23 protein-coding genes and 1 other RNA gene are annotated in these 22,197 nt (G+C 40.8%); 14 read left to right on the top strand and 10 right to left on the bottom strand.

Going from position 1 to position 22,197, the window contains the following annotated elements; all coding sequences use genetic code 11:
- Positions 1-458: 458 nt before the first annotated feature.
- The 8 genes from AAZR93_RS11735 to dagF all read left to right on the top strand — a co-directional run bounded on the left by AAZR93_RS11735 (position 459) and on the right by dagF (position 6,297).
- Positions 459-797, top strand: coding sequence for a transcriptional antiterminator (locus AAZR93_RS11735; RefSeq protein WP_294106590.1), 339 nt, complete (start codon positions 459-461; stop codon positions 795-797).
- 18 nt (positions 798-815) lie between these two features.
- Positions 816-1,181, top strand: a complete 366-nt coding sequence (locus tag AAZR93_RS11730; RefSeq protein WP_294106588.1) for an SFCGS family glycine-rich protein — start codon at positions 816-818, stop codon at positions 1,179-1,181.
- Entirely contained in the window at positions 1,181-1,477 is a 297-nt protein-coding gene (locus AAZR93_RS11725; RefSeq protein ID WP_294106586.1) for a DUF4312 family protein, read from the top strand. Before AAZR93_RS11730 ends, AAZR93_RS11725 begins: the two co-directional genes overlap by 1 nt.
- 26 nt (positions 1,478-1,503) lie before the next feature.
- Complete coding sequence (locus AAZR93_RS11720) at positions 1,504-2,295, top strand: DUF4311 domain-containing protein (protein ID WP_294106583.1); 792 nt, start codon at positions 1,504-1,506, stop codon at positions 2,293-2,295.
- Between the two features lie 2 nt (positions 2,296-2,297).
- On the top strand, positions 2,298-2,948 hold the full coding sequence (locus AAZR93_RS11715) for a DUF4310 family protein (protein WP_294106581.1): 651 nt from the start codon (positions 2,298-2,300) through the stop codon (positions 2,946-2,948).
- A gap of 371 nt (positions 2,949-3,319) precedes the next feature.
- On the top strand, positions 3,320-4,459 hold the full coding sequence (locus AAZR93_RS11710; protein ID WP_336430274.1) for an amidohydrolase/deacetylase family metallohydrolase: 1,140 nt from the start codon (positions 3,320-3,322) through the stop codon (positions 4,457-4,459).
- Entirely contained in the window at positions 4,443-5,555 is a 1,113-nt protein-coding gene (locus tag AAZR93_RS11705) for a DgaE family pyridoxal phosphate-dependent ammonia lyase (RefSeq protein WP_434719899.1), read from the top strand. The genes AAZR93_RS11710 and AAZR93_RS11705 overlap by 17 nt, the downstream gene beginning before the upstream one ends.
- Position 5,556: 1 nt before the next feature.
- Complete coding sequence (gene dagF / locus AAZR93_RS11700; RefSeq protein WP_294106574.1) at positions 5,557-6,297, top strand: 2-dehydro-3-deoxy-phosphogluconate aldolase; 741 nt, start codon at positions 5,557-5,559, stop codon at positions 6,295-6,297.
- Positions 6,298-6,769: 472 nt separating this feature from the next.
- On the opposite strand, the gene rnpB is transcribed toward dagF, so the two are convergent.
- Together rnpB and rsmI are read right to left on the bottom strand one after the other, a co-directional pair.
- An RNA gene (gene rnpB, locus AAZR93_RS11695) (RNase P RNA component class A) lies at positions 6,770-7,145 on the bottom strand.
- A gap of 94 nt (positions 7,146-7,239) precedes the next feature.
- Positions 7,240-8,112, bottom strand: a complete 873-nt coding sequence (gene rsmI / locus AAZR93_RS11690; RefSeq protein ID WP_294106572.1) for a 16S rRNA (cytidine(1402)-2'-O)-methyltransferase — start codon at positions 8,110-8,112, stop codon at positions 7,240-7,242.
- Between the two features lie 61 nt (positions 8,113-8,173).
- Here rsmI and AAZR93_RS11685 point away from each other — a divergent pair, with 61 nt between their 5' ends.
- The 4 genes from AAZR93_RS11685 to dolP are packed head-to-tail and all read left to right on the top strand — an operon-like array spanning position 8,174 to position 11,523.
- Positions 8,174-9,880 carry a penicillin-binding protein activator gene (locus tag AAZR93_RS11685; RefSeq protein WP_434719898.1) on the top strand — a complete coding sequence of 569 codons (1,707 nt, stop codon included), beginning with the start codon at positions 8,174-8,176 and terminating at the stop codon, positions 9,878-9,880.
- 48 nt (positions 9,881-9,928) lie between these two features.
- Positions 9,929-10,309, top strand: a complete 381-nt coding sequence (locus tag AAZR93_RS11680) for a YraN family protein (RefSeq protein ID WP_294106957.1) — start codon at positions 9,929-9,931, stop codon at positions 10,307-10,309.
- Positions 10,310-10,347: 38 nt separating this feature from the next.
- Positions 10,348-10,938, top strand: coding sequence for a DnaA initiator-associating protein DiaA (diaA, locus tag AAZR93_RS11675; RefSeq protein WP_294106568.1), 591 nt, complete (start codon positions 10,348-10,350; stop codon positions 10,936-10,938).
- Between the two features lie 9 nt (positions 10,939-10,947).
- Positions 10,948-11,523 carry a division/outer membrane stress-associated lipid-binding lipoprotein gene (dolP, locus tag AAZR93_RS11670; protein ID WP_294106565.1) on the top strand — a complete coding sequence of 192 codons (576 nt, stop codon included), beginning with the start codon at positions 10,948-10,950 and terminating at the stop codon, positions 11,521-11,523.
- 63 nt (positions 11,524-11,586) lie between these two features.
- Here the strand turns inward: dolP and mtgA are convergent, their stop codons facing one another.
- The 3 genes from mtgA to arcB all read right to left on the bottom strand — a co-directional run bounded on the left by mtgA (position 11,587) and on the right by arcB (position 15,546).
- Positions 11,587-12,309 carry a monofunctional biosynthetic peptidoglycan transglycosylase gene (mtgA, locus tag AAZR93_RS11665; RefSeq protein ID WP_336430260.1) on the bottom strand — a complete coding sequence of 241 codons (723 nt, stop codon included), beginning with the start codon at positions 12,307-12,309 and terminating at the stop codon, positions 11,587-11,589.
- A gap of 7 nt (positions 12,310-12,316) precedes the next feature.
- Positions 12,317-12,967: an isoprenoid biosynthesis glyoxalase ElbB gene (gene elbB / locus AAZR93_RS11660; RefSeq protein WP_434719897.1), complete on the bottom strand. Its 651-nt coding sequence runs from the start codon at positions 12,965-12,967 to the stop codon at positions 12,317-12,319.
- A 233-nt stretch (positions 12,968-13,200) separates the two neighbouring features.
- Positions 13,201-15,546: an aerobic respiration two-component sensor histidine kinase ArcB gene (arcB, locus tag AAZR93_RS11655; RefSeq protein WP_294106562.1), complete on the bottom strand. Its 2,346-nt coding sequence runs from the start codon at positions 15,544-15,546 to the stop codon at positions 13,201-13,203.
- A 199-nt stretch (positions 15,547-15,745) separates the two neighbouring features.
- Between arcB and AAZR93_RS11650 the strand changes: the two genes are divergently transcribed.
- The gene (locus AAZR93_RS11650) at positions 15,746-17,152 is read left to right on the top strand and encodes an FAD-dependent oxidoreductase (RefSeq protein WP_434719896.1); all 1,407 of its coding nucleotides are present in this window, start codon (positions 15,746-15,748) and stop codon (positions 17,150-17,152) included.
- 125 nt (positions 17,153-17,277) lie between these two features.
- Here the strand turns inward: AAZR93_RS11650 and sspB are convergent, their stop codons facing one another.
- From sspB to zapE, 5 genes are all read right to left on the bottom strand, one after another.
- A complete protein-coding gene (gene sspB / locus AAZR93_RS11645) occupies positions 17,278-17,784 on the bottom strand; it encodes a ClpXP protease specificity-enhancing factor (protein WP_294106556.1) in 507 nt (168 codons plus the stop codon).
- A gap of 15 nt (positions 17,785-17,799) precedes the next feature.
- A complete protein-coding gene (gene sspA, locus AAZR93_RS11640; RefSeq protein ID WP_294106551.1) occupies positions 17,800-18,441 on the bottom strand; it encodes a stringent starvation protein SspA in 642 nt (213 codons plus the stop codon).
- 585 nt (positions 18,442-19,026) lie between these two features.
- A complete protein-coding gene (gene rpsI / locus AAZR93_RS11635; RefSeq protein ID WP_294106548.1) occupies positions 19,027-19,419 on the bottom strand; it encodes a 30S ribosomal protein S9 in 393 nt (130 codons plus the stop codon).
- A gap of 15 nt (positions 19,420-19,434) precedes the next feature.
- A complete protein-coding gene (gene rplM / locus AAZR93_RS11630; RefSeq protein WP_294106545.1) occupies positions 19,435-19,863 on the bottom strand; it encodes a 50S ribosomal protein L13 in 429 nt (142 codons plus the stop codon).
- A gap of 279 nt (positions 19,864-20,142) precedes the next feature.
- Positions 20,143-21,276, bottom strand: coding sequence for a cell division protein ZapE (gene zapE / locus AAZR93_RS11625; protein WP_434719895.1), 1,134 nt, complete (start codon positions 21,274-21,276; stop codon positions 20,143-20,145).
- A gap of 400 nt (positions 21,277-21,676) precedes the next feature.
- Here zapE and zapG point away from each other — a divergent pair, with 400 nt between their 5' ends.
- Positions 21,677-22,081, top strand: coding sequence for a Z-ring associated protein ZapG (zapG, locus tag AAZR93_RS11620; protein ID WP_294106538.1), 405 nt, complete (start codon positions 21,677-21,679; stop codon positions 22,079-22,081).
- Positions 22,082-22,197 lie beyond the last annotated feature (116 nt).

Raw genomic sequence — 22,197 nt, 5'->3', positions numbered from 1 at the left:
GGAAATCGAGCAGTTGCCGTCTTTTACGTGATCGTAACCACAACTCCATCATTTAGTTTTTAGCCTAATCTTCACCGTTTAACGCTAAAACCACTCAAGTGGAAACGACTACTACTAAAAAACAGCCACTTCCCATTTATCATTTCCACTTTATGTGAAATTAATTCCTCCACTTTCCAACGATATTTTAAAAAACGTAACAATTTGAATTTAAATAACTTATTACTGTTATATAAATAAGATATCTTTTTTTAATTATTCATAAAAAGATAATTTTTCCATTTAATTTCCAATTTGACCATAAAATAGACATATTCCACTTATATACACTTCCAACTTATTTCCACTTCCAAGTGGAAATTTACTACCTGCAAAAACACAGCAGAACCGATTAAGGTATTAGTCATCAAGGAACAGAGTAGTTCAACTAGCAACATTACTTTGGATTTTAAATAGTTATGAGTGGATCAGTTGTCGTTTTCAAAATGTTAGAAGATAACCTCAATGTCGATGAGGTGACACAAAAACTGCTGGCAGTGATTACTGACTGGCTCAATCAGGAAGAGTGCTATACCACGGATGTGCAACAACAAATGTTGGAGTCTCATCTTCGCGCCATGGTGGATAGAGCAAAAACCAAAGAAGCTTTACCGGAAGTCGATATCAGTCTATTTGATGAAATATCTAAATATTCTATTGAGTTAGCTAAAAAGGTTGTCAACACGCTGCCAGGGCTGGCACCAGAAGAGGCATATTTGCTCTCTGTTCACTTCGAAGTTATCCGTTCTAATGATTAATTTTTAGGGAATATGATTATGAAACAAATTGTTATTGTTATTGGAGATCGTTTAGGCAAAGGACAAAAAGTCGCGGTTGGCGTAGAAACTGCTGGCGGAAAAGCCATTGTTGTTCCCGGTGTTGCCGCTGATATGAAACTCGGTGATGTCATGAATGCAGAGCAAGCTGACCTTGGTATTTCTTTTTGTGGTAGCGGCGGTGCAGGCGCAATTACAGCTCAAACTAAATATGGTTATAAAGCACGTTATGGAATGCGCTCTATTGAAGAAGGTGAAACCGCCATTGCAGATGGTTGCAATGTACTTGGTTTCGGTTTTATGGATAAAGAAGAGTTAGGCGAGCGTCTTGTAAAAGCATTTAATAAAAAATACGGCAACGTTTAATGAAAAAATCTATCGAAACGGTTGTACGGGTCACAGGGCAAGGCGACAGCAAACAAAAAGCAATAGCTGACGCCTTAAATTCAATTCAAAAAACCGTACTAAAAAATAGCACTGATATCATTCTACGGATTGAACCGAAGGATGTTGAAGTGATTAGTGCTCACTCGAAATCGCGGACAGAAAAATTTCTTTTTATCTTTTTGCCACGTAAACGCGAACATTTTCGTGTTGTGCTCGACGTTTCGCTGGATGTTACCTTACTTTCTGTCAACGAAATACCATTTACAGAACAATAATAGCAATCAGGTCTGGAGTTAATTCCATGAGTGAAACTGCATCTTTTTTAGAAATATTGGGCATGTCCCTCATTATCGGTGGCCTCTGCGGCTTTGGTTTAGGCGCAGGCGCGGCGCGTATGTTCCACGCACCAACCATACAAGGGATGGGGGCATTCCGTACATTAGGCGAATTAAACGCCTGTGAAGGTGACCCTGCGTCACACTTCTCTTTCGGCTTAGGGTTTTTCTTTAACGCATGGGCATCATCTGTTGCAGCAGGTGCGTTCACACAAGATGTTGACCACCGTATCATTCCTAACTGGGGTGCGGCTGCACTACTTACTAAAAATCGTAACGTAGCAGAAACACTACATAATCCGAAAAAAATGGCAATTGCCTGCGGTATTATCGGTGCATTTGTCGTCGCGTTCTTAAATACAACCGCATCTGCGGTACCTGCCGCACTGCAAACAACAGCAATTAATGTTTTAGTCCCAGCAGCTAACTTGCTCGTGAATACTGTCATGCCAGTTATCTTCTGGTTAGCAGCCATGGATGCCGGTCGTCGCTCTGGTTTCTGGGCAACACTTTTCGGTGGTTGTGCACAACTCATCATGGGTAACGCAATCCCAGGTTTAGTCTTAGGTATCCTAATCGGTAAAGGTGTTGATGATAATGGTTGGAATCGTATCACTCGTACCATGATGATAGCCGTTGTACTGCTATTCGTTCTCAGTGGATTCTTCCGTGAATTCGACCTGAAGATGATCACATCATTTAATTTAGATAAACCTGTGTGGCTTGAATACATCCACGGACTGCTGAGCGGGAAATAATCATGACAACTGAAATTAATAGACAAGATTTTTGGTACGCAGAATGGTCCTTCCCTATTTTTGTTGGGTTGTTATCTTCCGGGATCTTTGCGGGTACACACATGTATGTAGTCTACGGGTTCGGCGCATTTAACGAAGTGGCATTCGTTGCCATGTTACGTGCAGGACTCGATACGGGTGTTTACGGTGCAGTGGCTGCATTCGGTGCGAGCTTTCTTTTCGCTCGGATTATCGAAGGGTCGCTTGTCGGTATCTTAGATATTGGCGGTGCGCTACAAACCGGTATTGGCCTCGGCGTTCCAGCACTATTCCTTGCAGCAGGTTGGGATATTTTAGTCACTAACTTTTGGCTCGCTTTAATTACAGGTTTAGTGCTTGGTGTCTTAATAGGCTTAATAATTGTATTTGCACGTAAATTTACCATTGCTCAAGCCAACTCAACTTTTGGTGCTGATGTCATGATGGGAGCGGGTAATACATCAGGACGTTTCTTAGGTCCTTTAATTATCCTTGCAGCAATGGCGGCATCTATCCCAATCGGTATTGGCTCTTTGATTGGCGCATTAATTTTCTATATCTGGCAAAAACCCGTTGCTGGTGGTGCAATTTTAGGTGCGATGTTGTTTGGATATTTCTTCCCACTCGTTGCCTAAGCAGCAATCAAGCATTCTCGAATCATGTGCAATGCATGTGATTCGAGAAAACGGCTTACATTACTTAGAACAGACTCTAAATAATTCAAAGTGCAGCTAGGCAGCAAACGAAGATATCCCGATGAGCATACATAAGTATGTGATTCAGGTAGCCAAGAGCAAGCCACAACGTTGCAGCTTACATTACGTTAGAACAGATATGACTTAAGGCAGACTCTAAATAATTCAAAGTGCAGCTAGGCGGCAAACGAAGATATCCCGATGAGCATACATAAGTATGTGATTCGGGTAACTGAGAGTAGCCAACAACGCTGCGGTTTGAATTATGACGAGTATGACAATATGAGTATGACAATATAAAGAAGGTAACCATGTACACTTTAATCATCAAACAGGGCAAACGTATCGATGGCACAATTATCGATATACTTATTAAAGATGGGAAAATTGAAGCTGCTGGCCCTGAATTGGCCTGCAACCAACAAGCAGACAAAATAATTGACCTTAAAGGGGAAATCTATGTCAGCGCAGGGTGGATTGACTCACACGCTCATTGTTTTACTGAGTCACCTATTTACTTCGATGAGCCTGACCTAGCAGGCGCTGCTGGTGGTGTTACCTCTCTGGTTGATGCGGGAAGTGTTGGAGCAGATGACATTGACAAATTTTATCAACTGACGCAAAAAGCTAAAACTAATGTGTTTTCATTACTGAATATTTCACGCATTGGTATCATCGCGCAAAATGAATTATCTGATATGAACAATATCGATGATGAATGTTTTCAGCAGGCTATTGAGCGCCATAATGGTTTTGTCGTGGGTTTAAAAGCTCGCATGAGTAAAAGCGTTGTCGGTGAAAACGGAATTGCCCCGCTAATTAAAGCTAAAGAAATGCAAAAAAAACACCATCTACCTTTGATGGTGCATATCGGCAATAATCCCCCTGATATTGATGAAGTTGCTAATCTATTAACCCGTGGCGATATCATTACCCACTGTTTTAACGGCAAACCAAACAAAATTTTAGATGATTCAGGCTATCTAAAGCCTTCTATAGCGCGTGCTCTAGCCCGTGGCGTTATTTTAGATGTAGGCCATGGTGCTGAAAGTTTTAGTTTTAAAGTTGCAGAGCAAGCAATGCGTATCGGCACCTACCCTGACATTATCAGTTCAGATATTTATCACCGAAATCGAGTTAACGGTCCGGTTTACAGTCTTGCCTTTGTGATGACAAAATTTTTGTGCATGGGTTTCAGTGCCGAACAAGTTTTACGCTGCGTAACAGAAAAAGCGGCCGATTTACTCGCACTTCCCGCCAAAGGCTATTTAAGACCTGGCTTTGACGCCGATATCACATTATTTGAACTTAAAGAAGAACCTACAGAACTCACTGATGCCGAAGGTGAACACCGCGTCGGAACTCATCGTTTTGTTCCCGTAGCAGCGATTGTTGGTGGAAAACATATCATTCATGCAGAAGGCGAATCTGAATATGCAATCAATTTATGATAAATATCAGTTAAAACATGTCATTAACGCTTCTGGCCGTATGACTATGTTAGGTGTTTCAACACCAACTCCTGAAGTGGTTGAACGAGTTGCTTATGGGTTAAATCATTACTTTGAAATTAAAGATTTGGTCAATAAAACCGGTGCCTATATCGCCCAATTATTAAATGTTGAAGATGCCGTCGTGGTTTCTTGTGCTTCCGCTGGAATAGCACAAGCGGTTGCCGCAGTTATTGTGCAAGATGATGATGATTTATTATTAAATTTGCACTCATCAAACAAACAAGTTGCTCGTGAAATTATTATGCCCAAGGGCCATAACGTTAACTTTGGTGCTCCAGTAGATACCATGGTGGCCTTGGGGGGAGGTAAAGTCGTAGAAGCTGGTTTTGCCAATGAATGCAGCGCAGCGCAGCTAGCCGCTAAAATCACACCACAAACTGCCGCTATTTTGTATATCAAATCACATCATACTGTACAAAAAAGTATGTTAACGGTCAGCGAAGCGGCCAAAGTTGCACATGAACATCAATTACCGTTGATTGTTGATGCTGCCGCAGAAGAAGATTTAACCACCTACTATCAAGCTGGTGGTGACCTCGTAATTTACAGTGGTGCCAAAGCTATTGAAGGCCCAACAAGTGGTTTAGTCATTGGTAAAAAACCTTATGTTGAATGGGTTAAACGTCAAAGCCAAGGTATTGGACGAGCCATGAAAGTGGGTAAAGAAGGTATTCTTGGTCTGACACTCGCTATTGAACAATATCTAACCGCGACCAAAGAAACCGGTGCTGAAATGGTTGCTCGCATGAATAAATTTATCAATGAGTTAAATGCGATACCTGCAATTTCAGCTCAAATTGTCTGGGATGCGGCAGGCCGTGACATTGCTCGGGCAGAAATCAGCTTTGATGAGAAAGCGATTGGTAAATCGACTTATCAGATAATGGCTGAATTAAAACAAGGGGATACTGCTATTTACTTTCGTGAGTATAAAGCCAATGAAGGAAAAGTCGAGGCCGATATTCGTAGCGTCAGCAATGAACAACTCGATGTTATCTCACAGCAGATCCGTATGTTAGTAGAAGGAATTTAACATGAAATTGTCACCGAATTTTTACCATGACCGCGTATGTTTGAACGTACTGGCAGGTAGTCATCAAAACGCAAAAGATATCTATGAAGCGGCAGAAAGTTTTGTCGTCGTCGGTGTGTTATCAAAAAACTACCCTGATCTTGAAAGTGCGATTGCCGATATGCGCATTTATGCAGAAGAAACTCACAATGCATTATCCGTTGGTCTTGGTGCTGGCGATCCAAAGCAATCTACAATGGTTTCGTTAATTTCAAAAGAAGTTCAGCCACAGCACGTGAACCAAGTTTTCACTGGCGCACCGATCAGCCGTGCATTACTCGGTCAAAATGAAACATTTGTAAATGCTTTAATTTCACCTACTGGTACCATTGGTATGGTAAAAATTTCAACAGGTCCGTTAAGTTCTCAGTCACCTGACGGCATCGTACCTATTGAAACTGCCATCATGATGTTAAAAGACATGGGCGCAGATTCAGTTAAGTTTTTCAATATGGAAGGCTTAACTTATATAGAAGAATACAAGGCTATTGCTAAAGCTTGTGCACAGTTTGATTTTTCTCTTGAGCCAACCGGCGGTATCGATTTAGACAATTTTGCCGAAATTTTACAAATTGCCCTCGATGCTGGCGTAAAGAAAATCATCCCACACATCTATAGTTCAATCATCGATAAAGACACTGGCAATACCCGTCCAGAAGATGTACGTCAGTTATTACAGATGGTAAAACAAGCTGTTAACTGATGCGTAATAAGCTGTAAAATAAAAAATATAAGCGAGAAATGACAAAACAACAAATTGCCCCACTCATCTTCGTATGCAGTGGGGCTTTTTTTACATCATCAATATATTAAATTTTGATTTTTGAATTTTGAATTTTGAATTTTAAATTATAGAGATCTAGACAACTCTAAATAGTTCGACTTATAGGTAGGCGGCAAGCGAGGATATCTCGGGGAACATACACAAGTATGTGACCTGAGTAGCCGAGAGCTGCCAACACCCCTATGCCAACACCCCTATAAGGTGAAATATGACGAGTAATAGGCAACACGAAATAAACTAGAGTAACAATTTGATTAAAAAATGATTTTTTATAAATAATTCGAGGTGTGCCAAGGCGGCAAAGCGAGGATATCCCTAGGAGCATACACAAGTATGTGACTAGGGTGGCCGAATGCAGCCAACGCAGTCACAACTTGAAGTATGAATAAAAAATTGGAGTTGGCCGGTAAGCCGGGTTCTGTCGTGGACAACCATTCCTCTAGGCCAGCACTTACGCACTGGCTCCAGCAACCTACCCGAGTTCAATGCGGGCCGCACCATATGAACCCCTATTTGGTCTTGCTCCGGGTGGAGTTTACCATGCCACGAACTGTTACCAGCCGCGCGGTGCGCTCTTACCGCACCCTTTCACCCTTACCTGATCCTGTAAACAGGCCATCGGCGGTTTGCTCTCTGTTGCACTTGTCGTAGGCTCGCGCCTCCCAGACGTTATCTGGCACCCTGCCCTATGGAGCCCGGACTTTCCTCCCCTCTATCCGTCTCCCCCGAAAGGACTACGATAAAGCAGCGGTTGTCTAGCCAACTCCGCAGCGGATTATAGGCACTTTGCCTTCGCTTGTACAGACTCTAGCGTGCTCAATTTATACCAAACCGCTTACCTGTTTATCTATTGAGCAAAAATTACGCTTCGTCTTGCTGCTCTAACATCAATTTATACAATTTATTTTTCTTCAAACCATAAATTTCTGCTGTGATAGCGGCTGCTTTTTTAGGGGGTAACTCTTTTTGTAGCAAATTCAAAGTGCGGATCACATCTGGCGTGATTTCTGTATCATCATCTTGTTGTTTATAACCTTCAACAATCAGTACCATTTCACCACGATGACGATTACTATCTTCTTTCACCCAAGCAAGCAATTCACCAACTGGACGGCCTTCAATTGACTCCCAGGTTTTGGTAATTTCCCGAGCTAAAACAACATGTCTATTTGGTCCCCAGACTTCCACCATATCTGCTAAACTATCTAACAAACGATGGGTTGATTCATAAAAAATCAATGTCCGTGTTTCTTGCTCGAGAGCCTGTAAAACATCTTTGCGGCCTTTTGTCTTTGCCGGTAAAAAACCTTCATAACAAAAACGGTCTGAAGGTAAACCTGCGGCTGACAGCGCAGTAATCGCAGCGCAAGCGCCAGGCAATGGAACAACTCGAATGCCAGCTTCACGGCAACGATTGACTAAATGATAACCTGGATCATTAATTAAAGGTGTACCTGCATCAGAGACTAATGCGATACTATCACCTTGTTGAAGCCTGCTAATTAATTGATCTGCCTTTTGCTGTTCATTATGATCATGCAAAGCAAACATACGTGCATTAATCGCAAAATTCTGTAATAGAATTCCCGAGTGCCGTGTGTCTTCTGCAGCAATAAGGTCAACATGTTTAAGAACATCCAACGCGCGTTGCGTGATATCCCCCATATTTCCTATTGGGGTTGGCACAATATACAGCGTGGATGCCATAACCACTGCTTGATTAGGTTGGTTCATTGTTTCATCCGAATAGCCGGTTTAAAATTAAGCAATTGAAAAATACACCATTGGATACTGTATGCGTCCTTCAATTTTTTTGCATTTGAAAAAAGGGTTAATCTGCACTGCAATGCTATTTACTTTTGCGTTGTCAGGCTGCCAACTCATCTCGGATCAGTTCACGCCGACAAAACCAAAAACACCTGAACAGAGTGCTTCAGACATTAGCCATTATCAGTCTATCATTGATGCTGCGCAAGGTAAGCCATCAATGGAAGCATTGCGCGCTTATATTGCTCAAGAGCCTTTACTGACTAATTCTGTGGAACGTCAGACAAACATCAATAGTTTGTGGTTGATGTTAACACAAATGACACCAGAACAGATTCAAGGAATTGGTGCGGAAGAGTACATTTTAACAGGCTGGGTCGATCTACTCGATATTTATCAAAATAACCAAGACTCTCCTGATGCCCTAACAATGGGTTTTAATGATTGGAAAACACGCTACCCTGCAAACCCTGCGGCAACCACACCACCGAGTCAATTAGTGCAAGCCATGCAACCACGCGTCGGCGGTGCACCAAAAATTGCACTCTTCCTACCTATGAGTGGGCAAGGGCAAGTTTTTGGTCAAGCGATAATGCAAGGATTTATGGATGCACAAAAAGGCCTTCCTCAAGCCGCCATTTCATCGGCTAGCGTTCAGTCATCACCTGTACAAAATAGCGATAATGATATCCTAGACCAAATCTATGCGGAAGTCGCCGCAACGACAGGTGAACCAAAAACCAATACAGATTCAGATATCGTGACCTCTGCATTACGTATCGACAGCGCGCCAACAAATACCCAAAGTGTTAAAGTATTCGATACCACTGGCAAACAGATGCCACAGCTACTTGAACAAGCAAAAAATGAAGGCTTTAACCTTGTTGTTGGTCCGTTACTGAAATCAGATGTGCAAACTATTGCGCAAATGGGGGCACCAATCAGCGTGTTAGCCCTCAATGAGCTCGATACAAATCAATTACAACCACGCCCTAACCTTTGCTATTTCTCACTTTCACCTGAAGATGAAGCAAAAAATGCAGCCGCACATATCAAAGCTGATGGCAAACAAATGCCTTTAGTTCTCGTGCCTGCAAATCCTTTTGGTGAAAGGATTGCAAAAGCCTTTGCAGAAGAATGGCAAGCCAAAGGTGGTTCAACCGTCTTAACACAATCTTTTGGCTCAGTAGCTTCATTAAAAGAGTCCATTAACCGAGGTGCGGGTATTCGCATGACGGGGACACCAGTCAACGTAAATAGCCAAACAATCTCACAACCCGTAGAAAGTGCAACAGGTGCTATTGATGCCGTCTATATCGTGGCAACTCGAGATGAGCTCACACTAGTTAAACCTATGATTGAAATGGCAATCAGTACACGTCAACGCCCTGCTCTTTATGCTAGTTCCCGTAGTAACCAAGCAAGTTCAGGCGCTGATTATCGTTTTGAAATGGATGGCGTTAAATTCAGTGAAATTCCATTACTTGCCGGTGCTAATAACAATCTGCGTAAACAAGCTCAACAAAAGTTAAACAATGATTATTCTCTGTTTCGCTTATATGCCATGGGTATTGATGCTTGGTCTTTAGCTAACAATTACGACAAACTACAACAAAACAAGCAATTCCGAGTACAAGGTGCATCAGGTACTTTAAGCATTACCGATAATTGTGTTGTTTATCGTGAATTGCCTTGGTTGCAATTTAAGCAAGGTCAAGTCAAGCTAGCACAATAAATAATGCAAGCAATCTGGATGATTGCCATTTTTTCAGACAAGGATGTCATGCAAACTATCAAAAAGTCATTATCATGGTTAACTGGCAGATACTATGAAAATCGAGTTCTCGCCTTCTTAAAGCAACAGGGGTTAACCTTTGTCGAACGTAATGCCCGAAATCGTGCCGGCGAAATCGACCTTATCATGCGAAATGAAACAGGCTGGATCTTCGTCGAAGTTCGTTATCGCAAAAATTGTGATTACGGTGACGCGCTTTTATCAGTAAACTGGCATAAACGCAGAAAATTATTAGCTGCAACAAAGTATTGGCTCGCCCAAAGACAAGAAAGTTTCGAGACTAGCGCATGTCGTTTTGATATCTGTGCAATTACGGGCAACCAATTTGAATGGATACAAAATGCCTTTAACGATAGTAACCATAGTTAGGGTTTGTAAATCCTAGTTTATCTCATAGGAAATAAGAAGTGCTAGATAGAATAAAAGTTTGTTTTACTGAGAGTATTCAAACTCAGATAGCAGCTGCTGAAGCGCTGCCTGATGCGATTTCTCGAGCAGCAATGATGATGGTTCAATCGTTACTTAATGGCAACAAAATTTTGTGTTGTGGTAATGGCGCATCAGCCGCAACGGCACAACGTTTTGCTACTAGCATGATACACCGATTTGAAACTGAACGTCCAAGCCTCCCTGCACTAGCACTTAACACAGATAACGCGTTACTCACTGCCATTTCAGGTAGCAAGCAACCCGCTGAAGTTTACGCGAAGCAAGTAAGAGCGTTAGGACAGCATGGTGATGTTTTAATGGCAATTTCAACACATGGTAATAGTGCTGATATAATTAAAGCTGTTGAAGCTGCCGTTACTCGTGATATGACCATTGTGGCACTTACCGGCTATGACGGCGGAGAGCTCGCCGGATTATTAGGTCCACAAGATGTTGAGATCCGGATACCTTCACAACGTAGTGTTCGAATTCAAGAAGTTCATCTTCTTACTGTAAATTGTCTTAGCGATCTGATAGACAATACTCTTTTCCCTCATCAGGATGATTAAGGAGACAAAATGCGATTAATACCTATTTTTGCCATAGTTTTCAGTACTGTTCTTTTACAAGGCTGTATTGGTGCAGCGGTTGTAGGCTCTGCTGCTGTTGCGACTAAAAGTGCCACAGACCCTCGCAGTGTTGGCCAACAGGTTGATGATGGCACCTTAGAAGCGCGTATTAGTGGCCAACTCAATAAAGATAAAGATATCACGGGTAAGGCGCGTATTATTGCAACTGCCTATAAAGGTAATGTTCTACTCACAGGTCAAAGTCCTGATATGGCTTGGGCTGAGCGCGCAAAACAAATCGCCTCAAATGTTGAGGGAACAACCTCAGTTTACAACGAAGTACGTAGTGGCTCGCCGGTCGATTTAGGTACCGCGTCAAAAGACACTTGGTTGACCACCAAAGTAAAATCTAAAATTCTCGCGAGTGATGGTGTTAAATCCGGTAGCGTAAAAGTGATTACTGAAAATGGTGAAGTTTTCTTATTAGGTGTTTTAACAAGACAAGAAGCCGATGCTGCTGCAAAAATAGCCAGTGAAACTGATGGTGTTCGTCGAGTCACAACCGCTTTTACTTATCTCAATTAATCATAAACGATAATATATCGGTATAAAAATAAAAGCCATGAGCTAAAAATCATGGCTTTTATTTCAATCTGGTCGGATTTGATTGTTTTTAAGATAATTCTTACCGCCTAATAAGTGCATCTGGTTAAGTATCCATGCCTGCCGCTTTAAAACATATGAAGATGGCGATTTTACGCTGTATCTGTGTGGATTTGGTAGAACTGCCGCTAATAGTGCAGCTTCATCCATTGTGAGCTTACTAGCCGGCTTTTTAAAGAATTTTTTTGAAGCCTCTTCCACCCCAAAAACTCCATCACCAAACTCAACAATATTAAGATAAACCGTTAATATTCTTGTTTTAGACCACATAAGCTCCATTACTGGCGTCATTGCTGTTTCAAAGCCTTTCCTTATCCAGCTTCTCCCATCCCATAACCATAGGTTTTTAACCGTCTGTTGTGAGATAGTTGACGCCCCTCTAACTGTTTGTTTTTTGCTCTTATTGTGCTCATACGCGCGCTCAATCGCATTTAAATCAAAACCCCAATGATGAGGGAAATTTTGATCTTCGGCGGCAATTACAGCTAAATAAAGGTAAGGTGAAATGTGACTTTCATCAACCCAATCAGAATGAGAAACATAAGAAAAATTAAAGTTTAGCCATGCAGATACTTGCCGCTCAACCATCACAGCAGAAAATGGCACTGGCACATATTTAAAAGCAATAACAGTGCCAAGCCAGATGATAAGTAATGAGACTGTGACTTTCTTTAACCAGTACCACAATCGAGAAACAATAATCACCATTTAATCATCACGCCATTTCCAATACTTTCTCAACGAGTTTACTAATCCCTGTATTAGCCTCTGCAATTGATTGTGCAAGCATATAGGCAGGCGTTGTAACAACTTTGTTAGCTTCATCAACCACAATGTTATCAACGGTACATTCAATGTGCTTCCCGCCCATTTTAATTATCTGAGCAATCGTTTCACTGTCATTACCAATTGTTAGTTCAACTGATGTATTTAACATTCTAGGAAGCATCACAGGAGCAATACACATCAGCCCTAGCGGTTTTTTCTGTTGATGCATTTGTTGTACTAAACTTAATAGATCTTTATTAATTTCACATTCACTTCCTTTCACAGCGAAATCACATAAGTTTTTTGCGACACCAAAACCACCAGGAATAATAAGGGCATCTAGCTTAGAGGCATCCGCAGAAGACAAAGCCGCTATTTTCCCACGTGTAATACGTGCTGATTCTTCCATTTGATTACGTTTTTCTGTTTTTAACTCACCACTAATATGATTAATAACAGTTGATTGAGCTTCATCAGGCGCGAAAAAATGAATTTCTACATTACTTTTACTCAAAGCAAGCATTGTTAACACAGTTTCATGGATCTCACTTCCATCAAAAACACCGCATCCACTTAAAATAACCGCAATTGATTTCATATCTTCCTCCATTTGTAGTAAATTATCTCTTAGCCGCTTAAGCGAGCAAACATCAATCTTCATCACAGATTTTAATGATACTTGTAACAGATTCGCAAAATTTTGGTATCTTGATGTTATTCTGTTAAGCGACGAAAATGATTTAATGATTTGCTAAGAATGAAAACCACAAGCAGATCAACGATTTCCCTGGTGTTGGCGCAGAAATTCGCGCACCCCAACTTCGGTTGGGGTTATTTTTTTGTACGTCCATCAACCCAGTTTCTCAAAGTTTCTATATCTGATCGCCAATCCTGCTTTAATTCATCAATCCACTCTTGTACGTTATCCCACCATGCTGGTAAATCAGGTGATTGTATTTGCTGCGCTATTTTCTGTAAATTCTTGAGACCAATAGACCCTGCCGCGCCTTTTATTTTATGTCCTTCCTCAACAATACCTTTTTGGTCTTTCGCAATCATATTCGAATCAAGAATAGCCAAATACCCCGGCAGCATTTTTTCAAACACGTCCAATCCGTCATAAATTAATTTAGGCCCAACAAGATCAAGATATTGCTCAAGCATATCGCAATCTAAGATGGCATCATGAATATCAGCGCTCATAACATTGTCAGGCTCGTTTTCATCTTGAGTTGTATTTTCACCCCAGAATTGCTCAATAATCTGAGTTAATGCAGGTACTGATAATGGCTTACTAAGAACCCCATCCATGCCAGCATCAAAATATTCTTTTTTATCTTTCAACACATTGGCAGTCAGTGCAATAAGTGGCGGTAAATCGTCTTTGTGATATTGCTGTTTAAGTTTGCGTGAAATATCTAAACCAGTCATGTCTGGTAATTGAATATCAAGTAACAGTAGGTCGTATTCTCCCGGTGAGAACATCGCTAACGCATCCTTACCGTTCATCGCGACATCAACGGTATTACCTAGCTTCTCAAGTACAGAACAGGCTACAACCACATTAAGCTCGATATCCTCGACTAATAAAATATGCAACGCGGGTAATGGGTAATCATCGTCACTGTCGAGTTGTTCCACAATGTCTTCTTCAACCACGGGAGCAATTATTGACAATGTGAATGTAGAACCTTGTCCTACCTGACTTTCAACTAGAATATCTCCGCCCATATTTTGAGCTAACCGACGCGATACGGAAAGACCAATCCCTGTTCCAGTTGCGGATCTACCGCCTGCCGAATCTTTCACTTGGTAATACATGGCAAAGATTTTATCTAGCTCATCTTGAGGAATACCAATACCGCTATCTTGCACCCTGAAAAATAGTTTATCGTCCGCTTCACGCCAGATACTCAGTTTAACTTCACCCTGCTGAGTAAATTTGACCGCATTACCAATGAGGTTCCATAATACTTGGCGTAGCCTTGTGCCATCTGTCAGGATTTTTTTAGGTAACGCGGGAGCCACATCCATGACAAATTTAAGCCCTTTAGGCTGAACCAATAACCCACTTAGATTTTCTAAATCAGTAACAAACTCAGACAATGTGATAGGCTGATTATCGAGCTGAACTTTACGGCGCTCAATTTTATCCATTTCAATCACGTCATTAAAAATATTACCTAACGTAATAGCACTGACATGAATAGTTTTTAAATAACTCGATTGCTCTGCACTGAGTTCTGTATCCAATAAAATCCGACTTAATCCTACAATGCCATTAAGCGGCGTACGAAGCTCGTGGCTGATCGTTGAAATAAAGGTAGTCTTATCCCTACTCGCATTCTCTAATGCTTCCTGATAGCGCTTACGCTCGGTTATATCGCGCCCAAAGCCCATTAACCCATGTCGTTTTCCTACACGGTCATAAAAAGGGACTTTACGTAATTCAAAGCACGCTTTACGTCCATCTGGATAGACAAGCCATTGCTCATAAGTTAATGACACATTATGACGGAATACTTTTTCGTCGGTTTCCATTACCTTAGAGGCAATTTCAGCGTCATAAATATCTAAAGGTGTTAACCCCACGAGATGTTTTTCACTTTTGCCCGTGAGAAGTTCCATGGCACGATTACAGCCAGAAAATTCATTATTCTCATTACGGTAGTAAACAAGGTCAGGGGAAGCATCAAGAAATGAACGAAGTAAAACCGATTGCTGTTCGAGCTCAATCTTTGTTTGCTCACGGTACGTCATTTCTTGTTTTAATTGTTCAAGTAATTCTAGATGCGCTTTTTCTACTTTTTCTCGCTCTTCAATCTCTAAATTGAGTTGTTCGATATTTCCTTGCAGTTGTATATTTAGTTCAGCATCACGTATTCTCATGACTTCCAATTTATCAACCATACGAGATAAACGTTGGCGTGATTCTTCGAGCTGCTCAACCACAATGGACAAAAAATAGACTGCTAATGGCGTGATTATCAACCCAAAGAAAATAGATCCGACCATATCAAGACTATCAACCTGCCCCCGCAGTACGATAGTGACTGCCATTTGCATGATCATGGCAAGTACAACTAATGCCGATGCAAGTAACAAAGAAAATCGAACCAGGCCGAGCTTCATCATCAGGTCAACATAATACTGCGCAAGACCTCGAAGTACTTTCATAACCACCCCTTTATAACCACTACTGAGTTAAATTCTATTTAAATCATATATCAAACCAGACATTTTCGGATGTTTATTAATACGAAATATCGATCCGGCTCATTCAATCTTTATTTTTTAACCTTGATAAATGACAATAGGCTTTTGTTCGTACGACTTACCGATAATATAAGAGTATGCAAGCATAGTAAGGAATAGAATGAAGCTACCACCGTTCAACCTACAACGTGTTGATCCTCCGAAAAAAGCACTTAATATTCGAAAAATAGAATTTATCGAAATTTATGAGCCGATCAACGCTATTGAGGTACAAGCACAGGCAAAACGCTGTCTTTCTTGTGGCAGCCCTTACTGTGAATGGAAGTGTCCACTTCATAATCCTATACCTAGTTGGCTAAAACTAGCGGCTGAAGGTCGTATAATTGAAGCTGCGGAACTTTCCCATCATACGAATAGCTTACCTGAAGTATGCGGCCGAGTTTGCCCGCAAGATAGGTTATGTGAAGCAGCGTGTGTGCTCAATGATGACTTTGGTGCCGTAACAATTGGTCATATCGAACGCTATATCAATGATACCGCGTTTGAACTCGGCTGGCGGCCTGACGTTTCGCATATAAAACGAACTAATAAACGTGTCGCTATTGTTGGAGCTGGTCCCGCAGGTCTTGCTTGTGCTGATGTACTTACCCGTAATGGCGTCAATACGACTGTATTTGATAGCCATCCCGAAATTGGCGGATTACTCACGTTTGGTATCCCTGAATTTAAACTCGAAAAACACGTTATGATTCACAGACGGGAAATTTTCACCGAAATGGGGATTGAGTTTTGTTTAAATACTGAAGTCGGCAAAGATATTTGTTTTGATAAACTTGTTCATGACTATGACGCCATATTTATAGGGACTGGAGTTTATCAAGCCATTTGCGGACAAATCCCCAATGAGGACGCTCAGGGCGTACATGACGCACTGCCTTTTTTAATGGCAAACACACGCCAATTAATGGGGTGCAACGAAATACCTCAAGCACCCTATATTAATCTACAAGGCAAACGAGTTGTTGTCTTAGGTGGTGGTGATACGGCAATGGATTGCGCTCGTAGCGCTATTCGTCAAGGCGCCCAGCACGTTTCTTGCATTTATCGCCGTGATAAAAATAGCCTACCAGGTTCCCCTCGAGAAGTCGCTAATGCACATGAAGAAGGCGTACAATTTTATTTTAATTCGCAAGTGACGCATATTGAAATCGACCAACACGCGCAAGTCAGTGGTATTAATGTAGTTCGCACTCAATTGGGTGGTAATATCAATGACCAACATATAATCAATGTTATTGATAATTCAGATTTTTTCATTGCAGCTGATGCGATTATTATGGCTTTTGGCTTTATGCCCCACCCTATGCCTTGGCTAAAAAATCAAACAGTACAATTTGATACTCAGGGACACATTATCGCCAGTCGTAACACAACCTTTCCTTATCAAACAACACATCAAAAGATATTTGCAGGAGGCGATGCTATTCGAGGATCAGATTTAGTAGTCACTGCAATTGCTGATGGACGAAATGCCGCAGAAGGGATTTTACTTTTTTTAGGGATTTAACTGCCATTTGTGTCTTATTGCTGAAAATAAAAAAACAGAGGCAAGATACCTCTGTTTTTATCAAGTACACAATGTGACTCGCTACCTATTTAAGCTTTATTAACAACGTGTTATTTAATAAAACGTTATTTAACAACTCGAAGTGCAGGACGACCTTTTGGCGGACGTGGTGGCTCATCATCAGGTGAAACGTGTTCATTTTCTTGTGCTTCATTTGTCATTTCAGTGTCATGAACCAAAGAAATTTTATCTGTCAATTCATCTTCAAATATTTCAGATACAGATGATAATTCAGTTTCGTAAGCCGCTTCAGGTTCAAACATCATACCCGCGCCATTTTCACGTGCATAAACAGCCATTATGGCCGCCATTGGTACATAAACCTGGCGTGGAATTCCCCCAAAGCGCGCATTAAAACTGACATTTTCGTTGGTAATTTCAAAGTTACCCACTGCACGAGGAGCAACGTTTAATACAATTTGTCCATCACGGGCAAATTCCATCGGAACGTTAATATCAGGTACGGTGACATCAACCACCAAATGCGGAGTCATATCGTTATCGAGCAACCACTGATAGTGCGCACGTAACAGATAAGGGCGACGTGGTGTCATTGGTGTCATTTCAGTCATTGTGTCTTATCTCACTTATCGGGTCATAGGGCGCATTTCACGCTCTAATTCAGTCAAGGAAGCTAAGAATGCATCACGTGCGAATACCTTTTGCATGTACACCTGTAGATGCTTATTGCTCGGTTTAGGGTCGATTTGAATGCCTAATACAGGTAAACGCCACAGCAACGGTGCTAAATAGCAATCGACTAAACTAAACTCATCACTCATAAAGAATGCTTTTTCAGCAAATACAGGAGAAACTGCAAGCAGTTCTTCAGCTAATTGATTACGAGCACTAGCAGCTTCCTGCGCGTTACCCTTCTCAATTTTATACATCAATGAATACCAGTCATTTTCAATGCGGTTCATTAGCTGACGGCTAGTACCACGCGCAACTGGGTAAACTGGCATTAATGGTGGATGAGGAAAACGCTCATCAAGGTATTCCATGATAATGAGTGGGTCATACAGAGTGAGATCGCGGTCAACAAGTGTCGGAACGCTCTGGTACGGGTTCAAATCGATAAGATCTTGAGGCAGATGACCTGGTTCGACATTTTCAACTTCAACGCTAACACCTTTCTCAGCCAGTACAATACGGACTTGATGACAAAAGATATCGGTTGGGCTTGAGAATAATGTCATTACCGAACGTTTATTAGGAGCAACAGCCATTAAAACCTCCAAATTACAAAAATGGACGAAACAGTAATTAAATTATTTAATTACCCATTACCCATTTTAAAATCCCCTGCACTATACTTTCAATTATCCATAACAAAAGTCAGCGCAACCCTCTCGCAATAATAAAGCGAGAAATAATGAAATAAAAAAACAGGCACATATTCTAACAGATCTTGAACAACTTAGGGGGACAATAGTGGAAAAAGCATAACTTAATTTTAATAATGAAGAATACAACTAGCAATCACAACAGATAAAACCAAAAATAAATAAAAAACAAGCACAAAAACCCTGAAGTCAACTCCATAGATATTGTTTATTTTTATAAATAAAGCGTTAAAATCACACTGAGAAAATTATTTTAAATTTTAAAATAAATAAGTACGCTCAGAATTTAAAATAATTATCTTTTATATTCATCAAAAATTCATAGGTGAGATGATTTAAACTCGCTATCAACAATCAATTAGCTCAATTCATTACTACTTATACTAGATATGTATTTACTTGATATAAATAAAAAACCCGCCAAAAAGGCGGGCTTTATCATCAATTTCATGCCCAATGGGCAATAAATTAACGTTTAGAGAACTGTGGACGACGACGTGCTTTACGCAGACCCACTTTCTTACGTTCAACAGAACGCGCATCACGAGTAACAAAACCAGCTTTACGCAGATCAGAACGAAGAGTCTCATCATAAGACATCAGTGCACGAGTAATACCGTGACGGATTGCGCCTGCTTGACCAGAAATACCACCACCTTTAACAGTGATGTATAGGTCAAATTTTTCTAACATTTCAACCAATTCTAACGGCTGACGAACTACCATGCGCGCAGTTTCGCGACCAAAGTATTGTTCTAGAGTACGTTGATTGATTGTGATGTTACCGCTACCCGGCTTAATAAAGACACGAGCAGATGAGCTTTTGCGGCGACCAGTGCCGTAGTATTGATTTTCAGCCATTGCTTATAATCCCGATTAAATGTCAAGAACTTGCGGTTGTTGTGCCGCGTGGTTGTGCTCATTACCTGCGTAAACTTTCAGTTTACGGTACATTGCACGACCCAGAGGCCCTTTTGGCAACATGCCTTTAACCGCGATTTCAATCACACGCTCAGGACTGCGAGCAATCATTTCTTCGAAAGTCGCTTGCTTAAGTCCACCTACATGGCCTGTATGGCGATAGTAGATTTTATCTTCGCGTTTATTGCCGGTAACAGCAACTTTTTCCGCATTCAGAACGATGATGTAATCACCAGTATCTACGTGCGGCGTGTATTCCGCTTTATGCTTACCGCGTAAACGGCTAGCAATTTCTGTTGCAAGACGGCCTAAAGTTTTGCCATCTGCATCAACAACGTACCAGTCACGTTTTACGGTCTCTGGTTTAGCTGTAAAAGTTTTCATTAAAACTTACCCAATATTAAAGTTACATGTTGGTGAACACTCATGTTCATAAGCTTTCCGAGGTTCACGCGACGCTTGTCCAGCAAACCTACCCCTTCGAGCAGCCTAGCTGGCATTAATGCATTATTTTTTGGGAAATAAAAAACAATGCTGTAACGTGGGGTCGCAAGATTATAGAGAACTCAGCGACAAAAATCGACCCCAAATGCATTTTATTTTACGTTTAAAACAATAATTCATGTTATTTCAATTTTAACTGCCTGTATTTCCGGCCTAAAGCTAGGCGAGGTGAGGTATTTTTAGGTATTCCTCACTTTGCATTTCTTGTAAACGAGAAAGACAACGCTGATATTCAAACGCCAATAGTTGACCTTGATAAAGCGATTCCATTGGCGCTTGAGCATTGATAATTAATTTAACCTTACGCTCATAAAACTCATCGATTAATGCAATAAATCGGCGAGATGAGTTCTCTTCACTCGTGCCCATAATCGGAACATCATATAAAAGTACCGTGTGATAACAATTCGACAGGTAAATGTAATCATTTGGACTGCGAGGTTCTTCGCACAAAGTTTTGAAGCTGATAGCCAGTACGCCTTCAGTCGCATTAATTGCCTGCATTTTACGATGATTCACTTCGAGTATTGGATTCGGTTTACCCAATTTCCCTGCTAACTTAACGAATACCTCATTAAGATGCTGGCGAGTTTCATTATTTATTGGTGATAAGAACAGGTGAGCTTGAGTTAATGTACGCAGACGATAATCAATACCAGCATCCACATTCATAACATCACAATATTGTTTAATTTGTTCAATTGCAGGTAAAAAACGCGCGCGCTGAAGACCATTACGATACAGGTCATCAGGGATGATATTTGAAGTCGCGACCAAAGAAATCCCTCGCGCAAATAGCCCTTCAAGAAGAGTACCCAAAATCATCGCATCGGTAATATCTGAAACAAAAAACTCATCAAAACACAGAATATCTGTCTGTTTTTTAAATTCATCAGCAATAATATCTAATGGATTCTCTTGGCCTTGTAGAGCCATTAAATCTTCCTGCACTTTCTTCATAAATCGATGAAAATGCAAACGTAATTTCCTATCACCAGGCAAGCTTTCATAAAACATATCCATCAGCCAGGTCTTACCACGCCCCACCCCACCCCACATATATAGGCCTTGTACAGGATCACAGGTTTTAGCTTGATTTTTACCGAGTAAACGTCCAAAACGTTGTTTGATATTTAACGGTTTATCATTATGTGTGCACTGCGGCGATCGGTTGATTAGTTGCTGATAGATTTTATCTAAGCGCTCTACAGCTTGCTTTTGTACTTCATCCGGCTGGTAATTCCCATCCGCCAGAGCCTGTTGATAACGAATTGTAGGAGTCATCGAGGACATTAACTGAATAATCCTTAAAAATTTTTTCGGCTTTTTTACCGTTATATGATATACACTGACCTTACTATAAACAGGGTCAGTTATCATTTAACTTGCGGTTAACGAATAAATATAGAGTAAGGAAATTTACCTTAACATTCCACTCTTTCATTATTAACTGATGTATTCCTGCCCTCTATTAAGTTGTATAGCATCCGTTACATTGATGACATTAATTTGTGCTCTAAGTCACATACTTTATATATGATACTCAATGAGATAGCTTTACTTGAAGCCTACATGCAACTTTGATTTATCTGAGGTATAGTTTTAAGGTATAATTTCAAGATATAGTGTTAAGGTATCATTAGGGTAGCTAAACTTAATATCTGCGAACATTGAAGTAAATTAAGGAGTTAGCATGACTTGGGAGTATGCACTAATAGGATTAGTTGTTGGTTTTATTATCGGCGCATTGGTTGTTCGTTATGGCAATCCAAAACTTCGTCAACAAAAAACAGCGCAAGCTGAGTTAGACAAGAAAAGCACTGAACTAGAAGAATACCGTAAAGAACTCGTCGGCCATTTTGCTCGCAGCGCAGAGTTACTCGATAATATGGCACGGGATTACCGCCAGCTGTATAAGCATATGGCGCAAAGCTCTTCTGAACTAATGCCTGATATGCCGGCACAAGATAACCCATTTAATTACCGTTTAACGGAATCGGAAGCGGATAATGATCAAGCTCCTGTTAAAATGCCACCAAGGGATTATTCTGAGGGCGCATCGGGTTTATTTCGTCCAGTAGAAGAAAAAGAAAAATAATATCCATTTCAAATCACCAGTAAGGTTGTTAAACCAACGCTTACTGGTAATTTTGATAAAAACACCTCAATTCAACCCAATCACCCGAGCCTTATTCTATAAATTCATCAATAAAC

The sequence above is a fragment of the Providencia sp. Je.9.19 genome (genome assembly GCF_051129765.1).
In the GTDB taxonomy this organism is placed as follows: Bacteria; Pseudomonadota; Gammaproteobacteria; order Enterobacterales; family Enterobacteriaceae; genus Providencia.
Note: the sequence above shows the minus strand (reverse complement) of the source record. Positions and strands in the feature narration are given on the sequence as shown.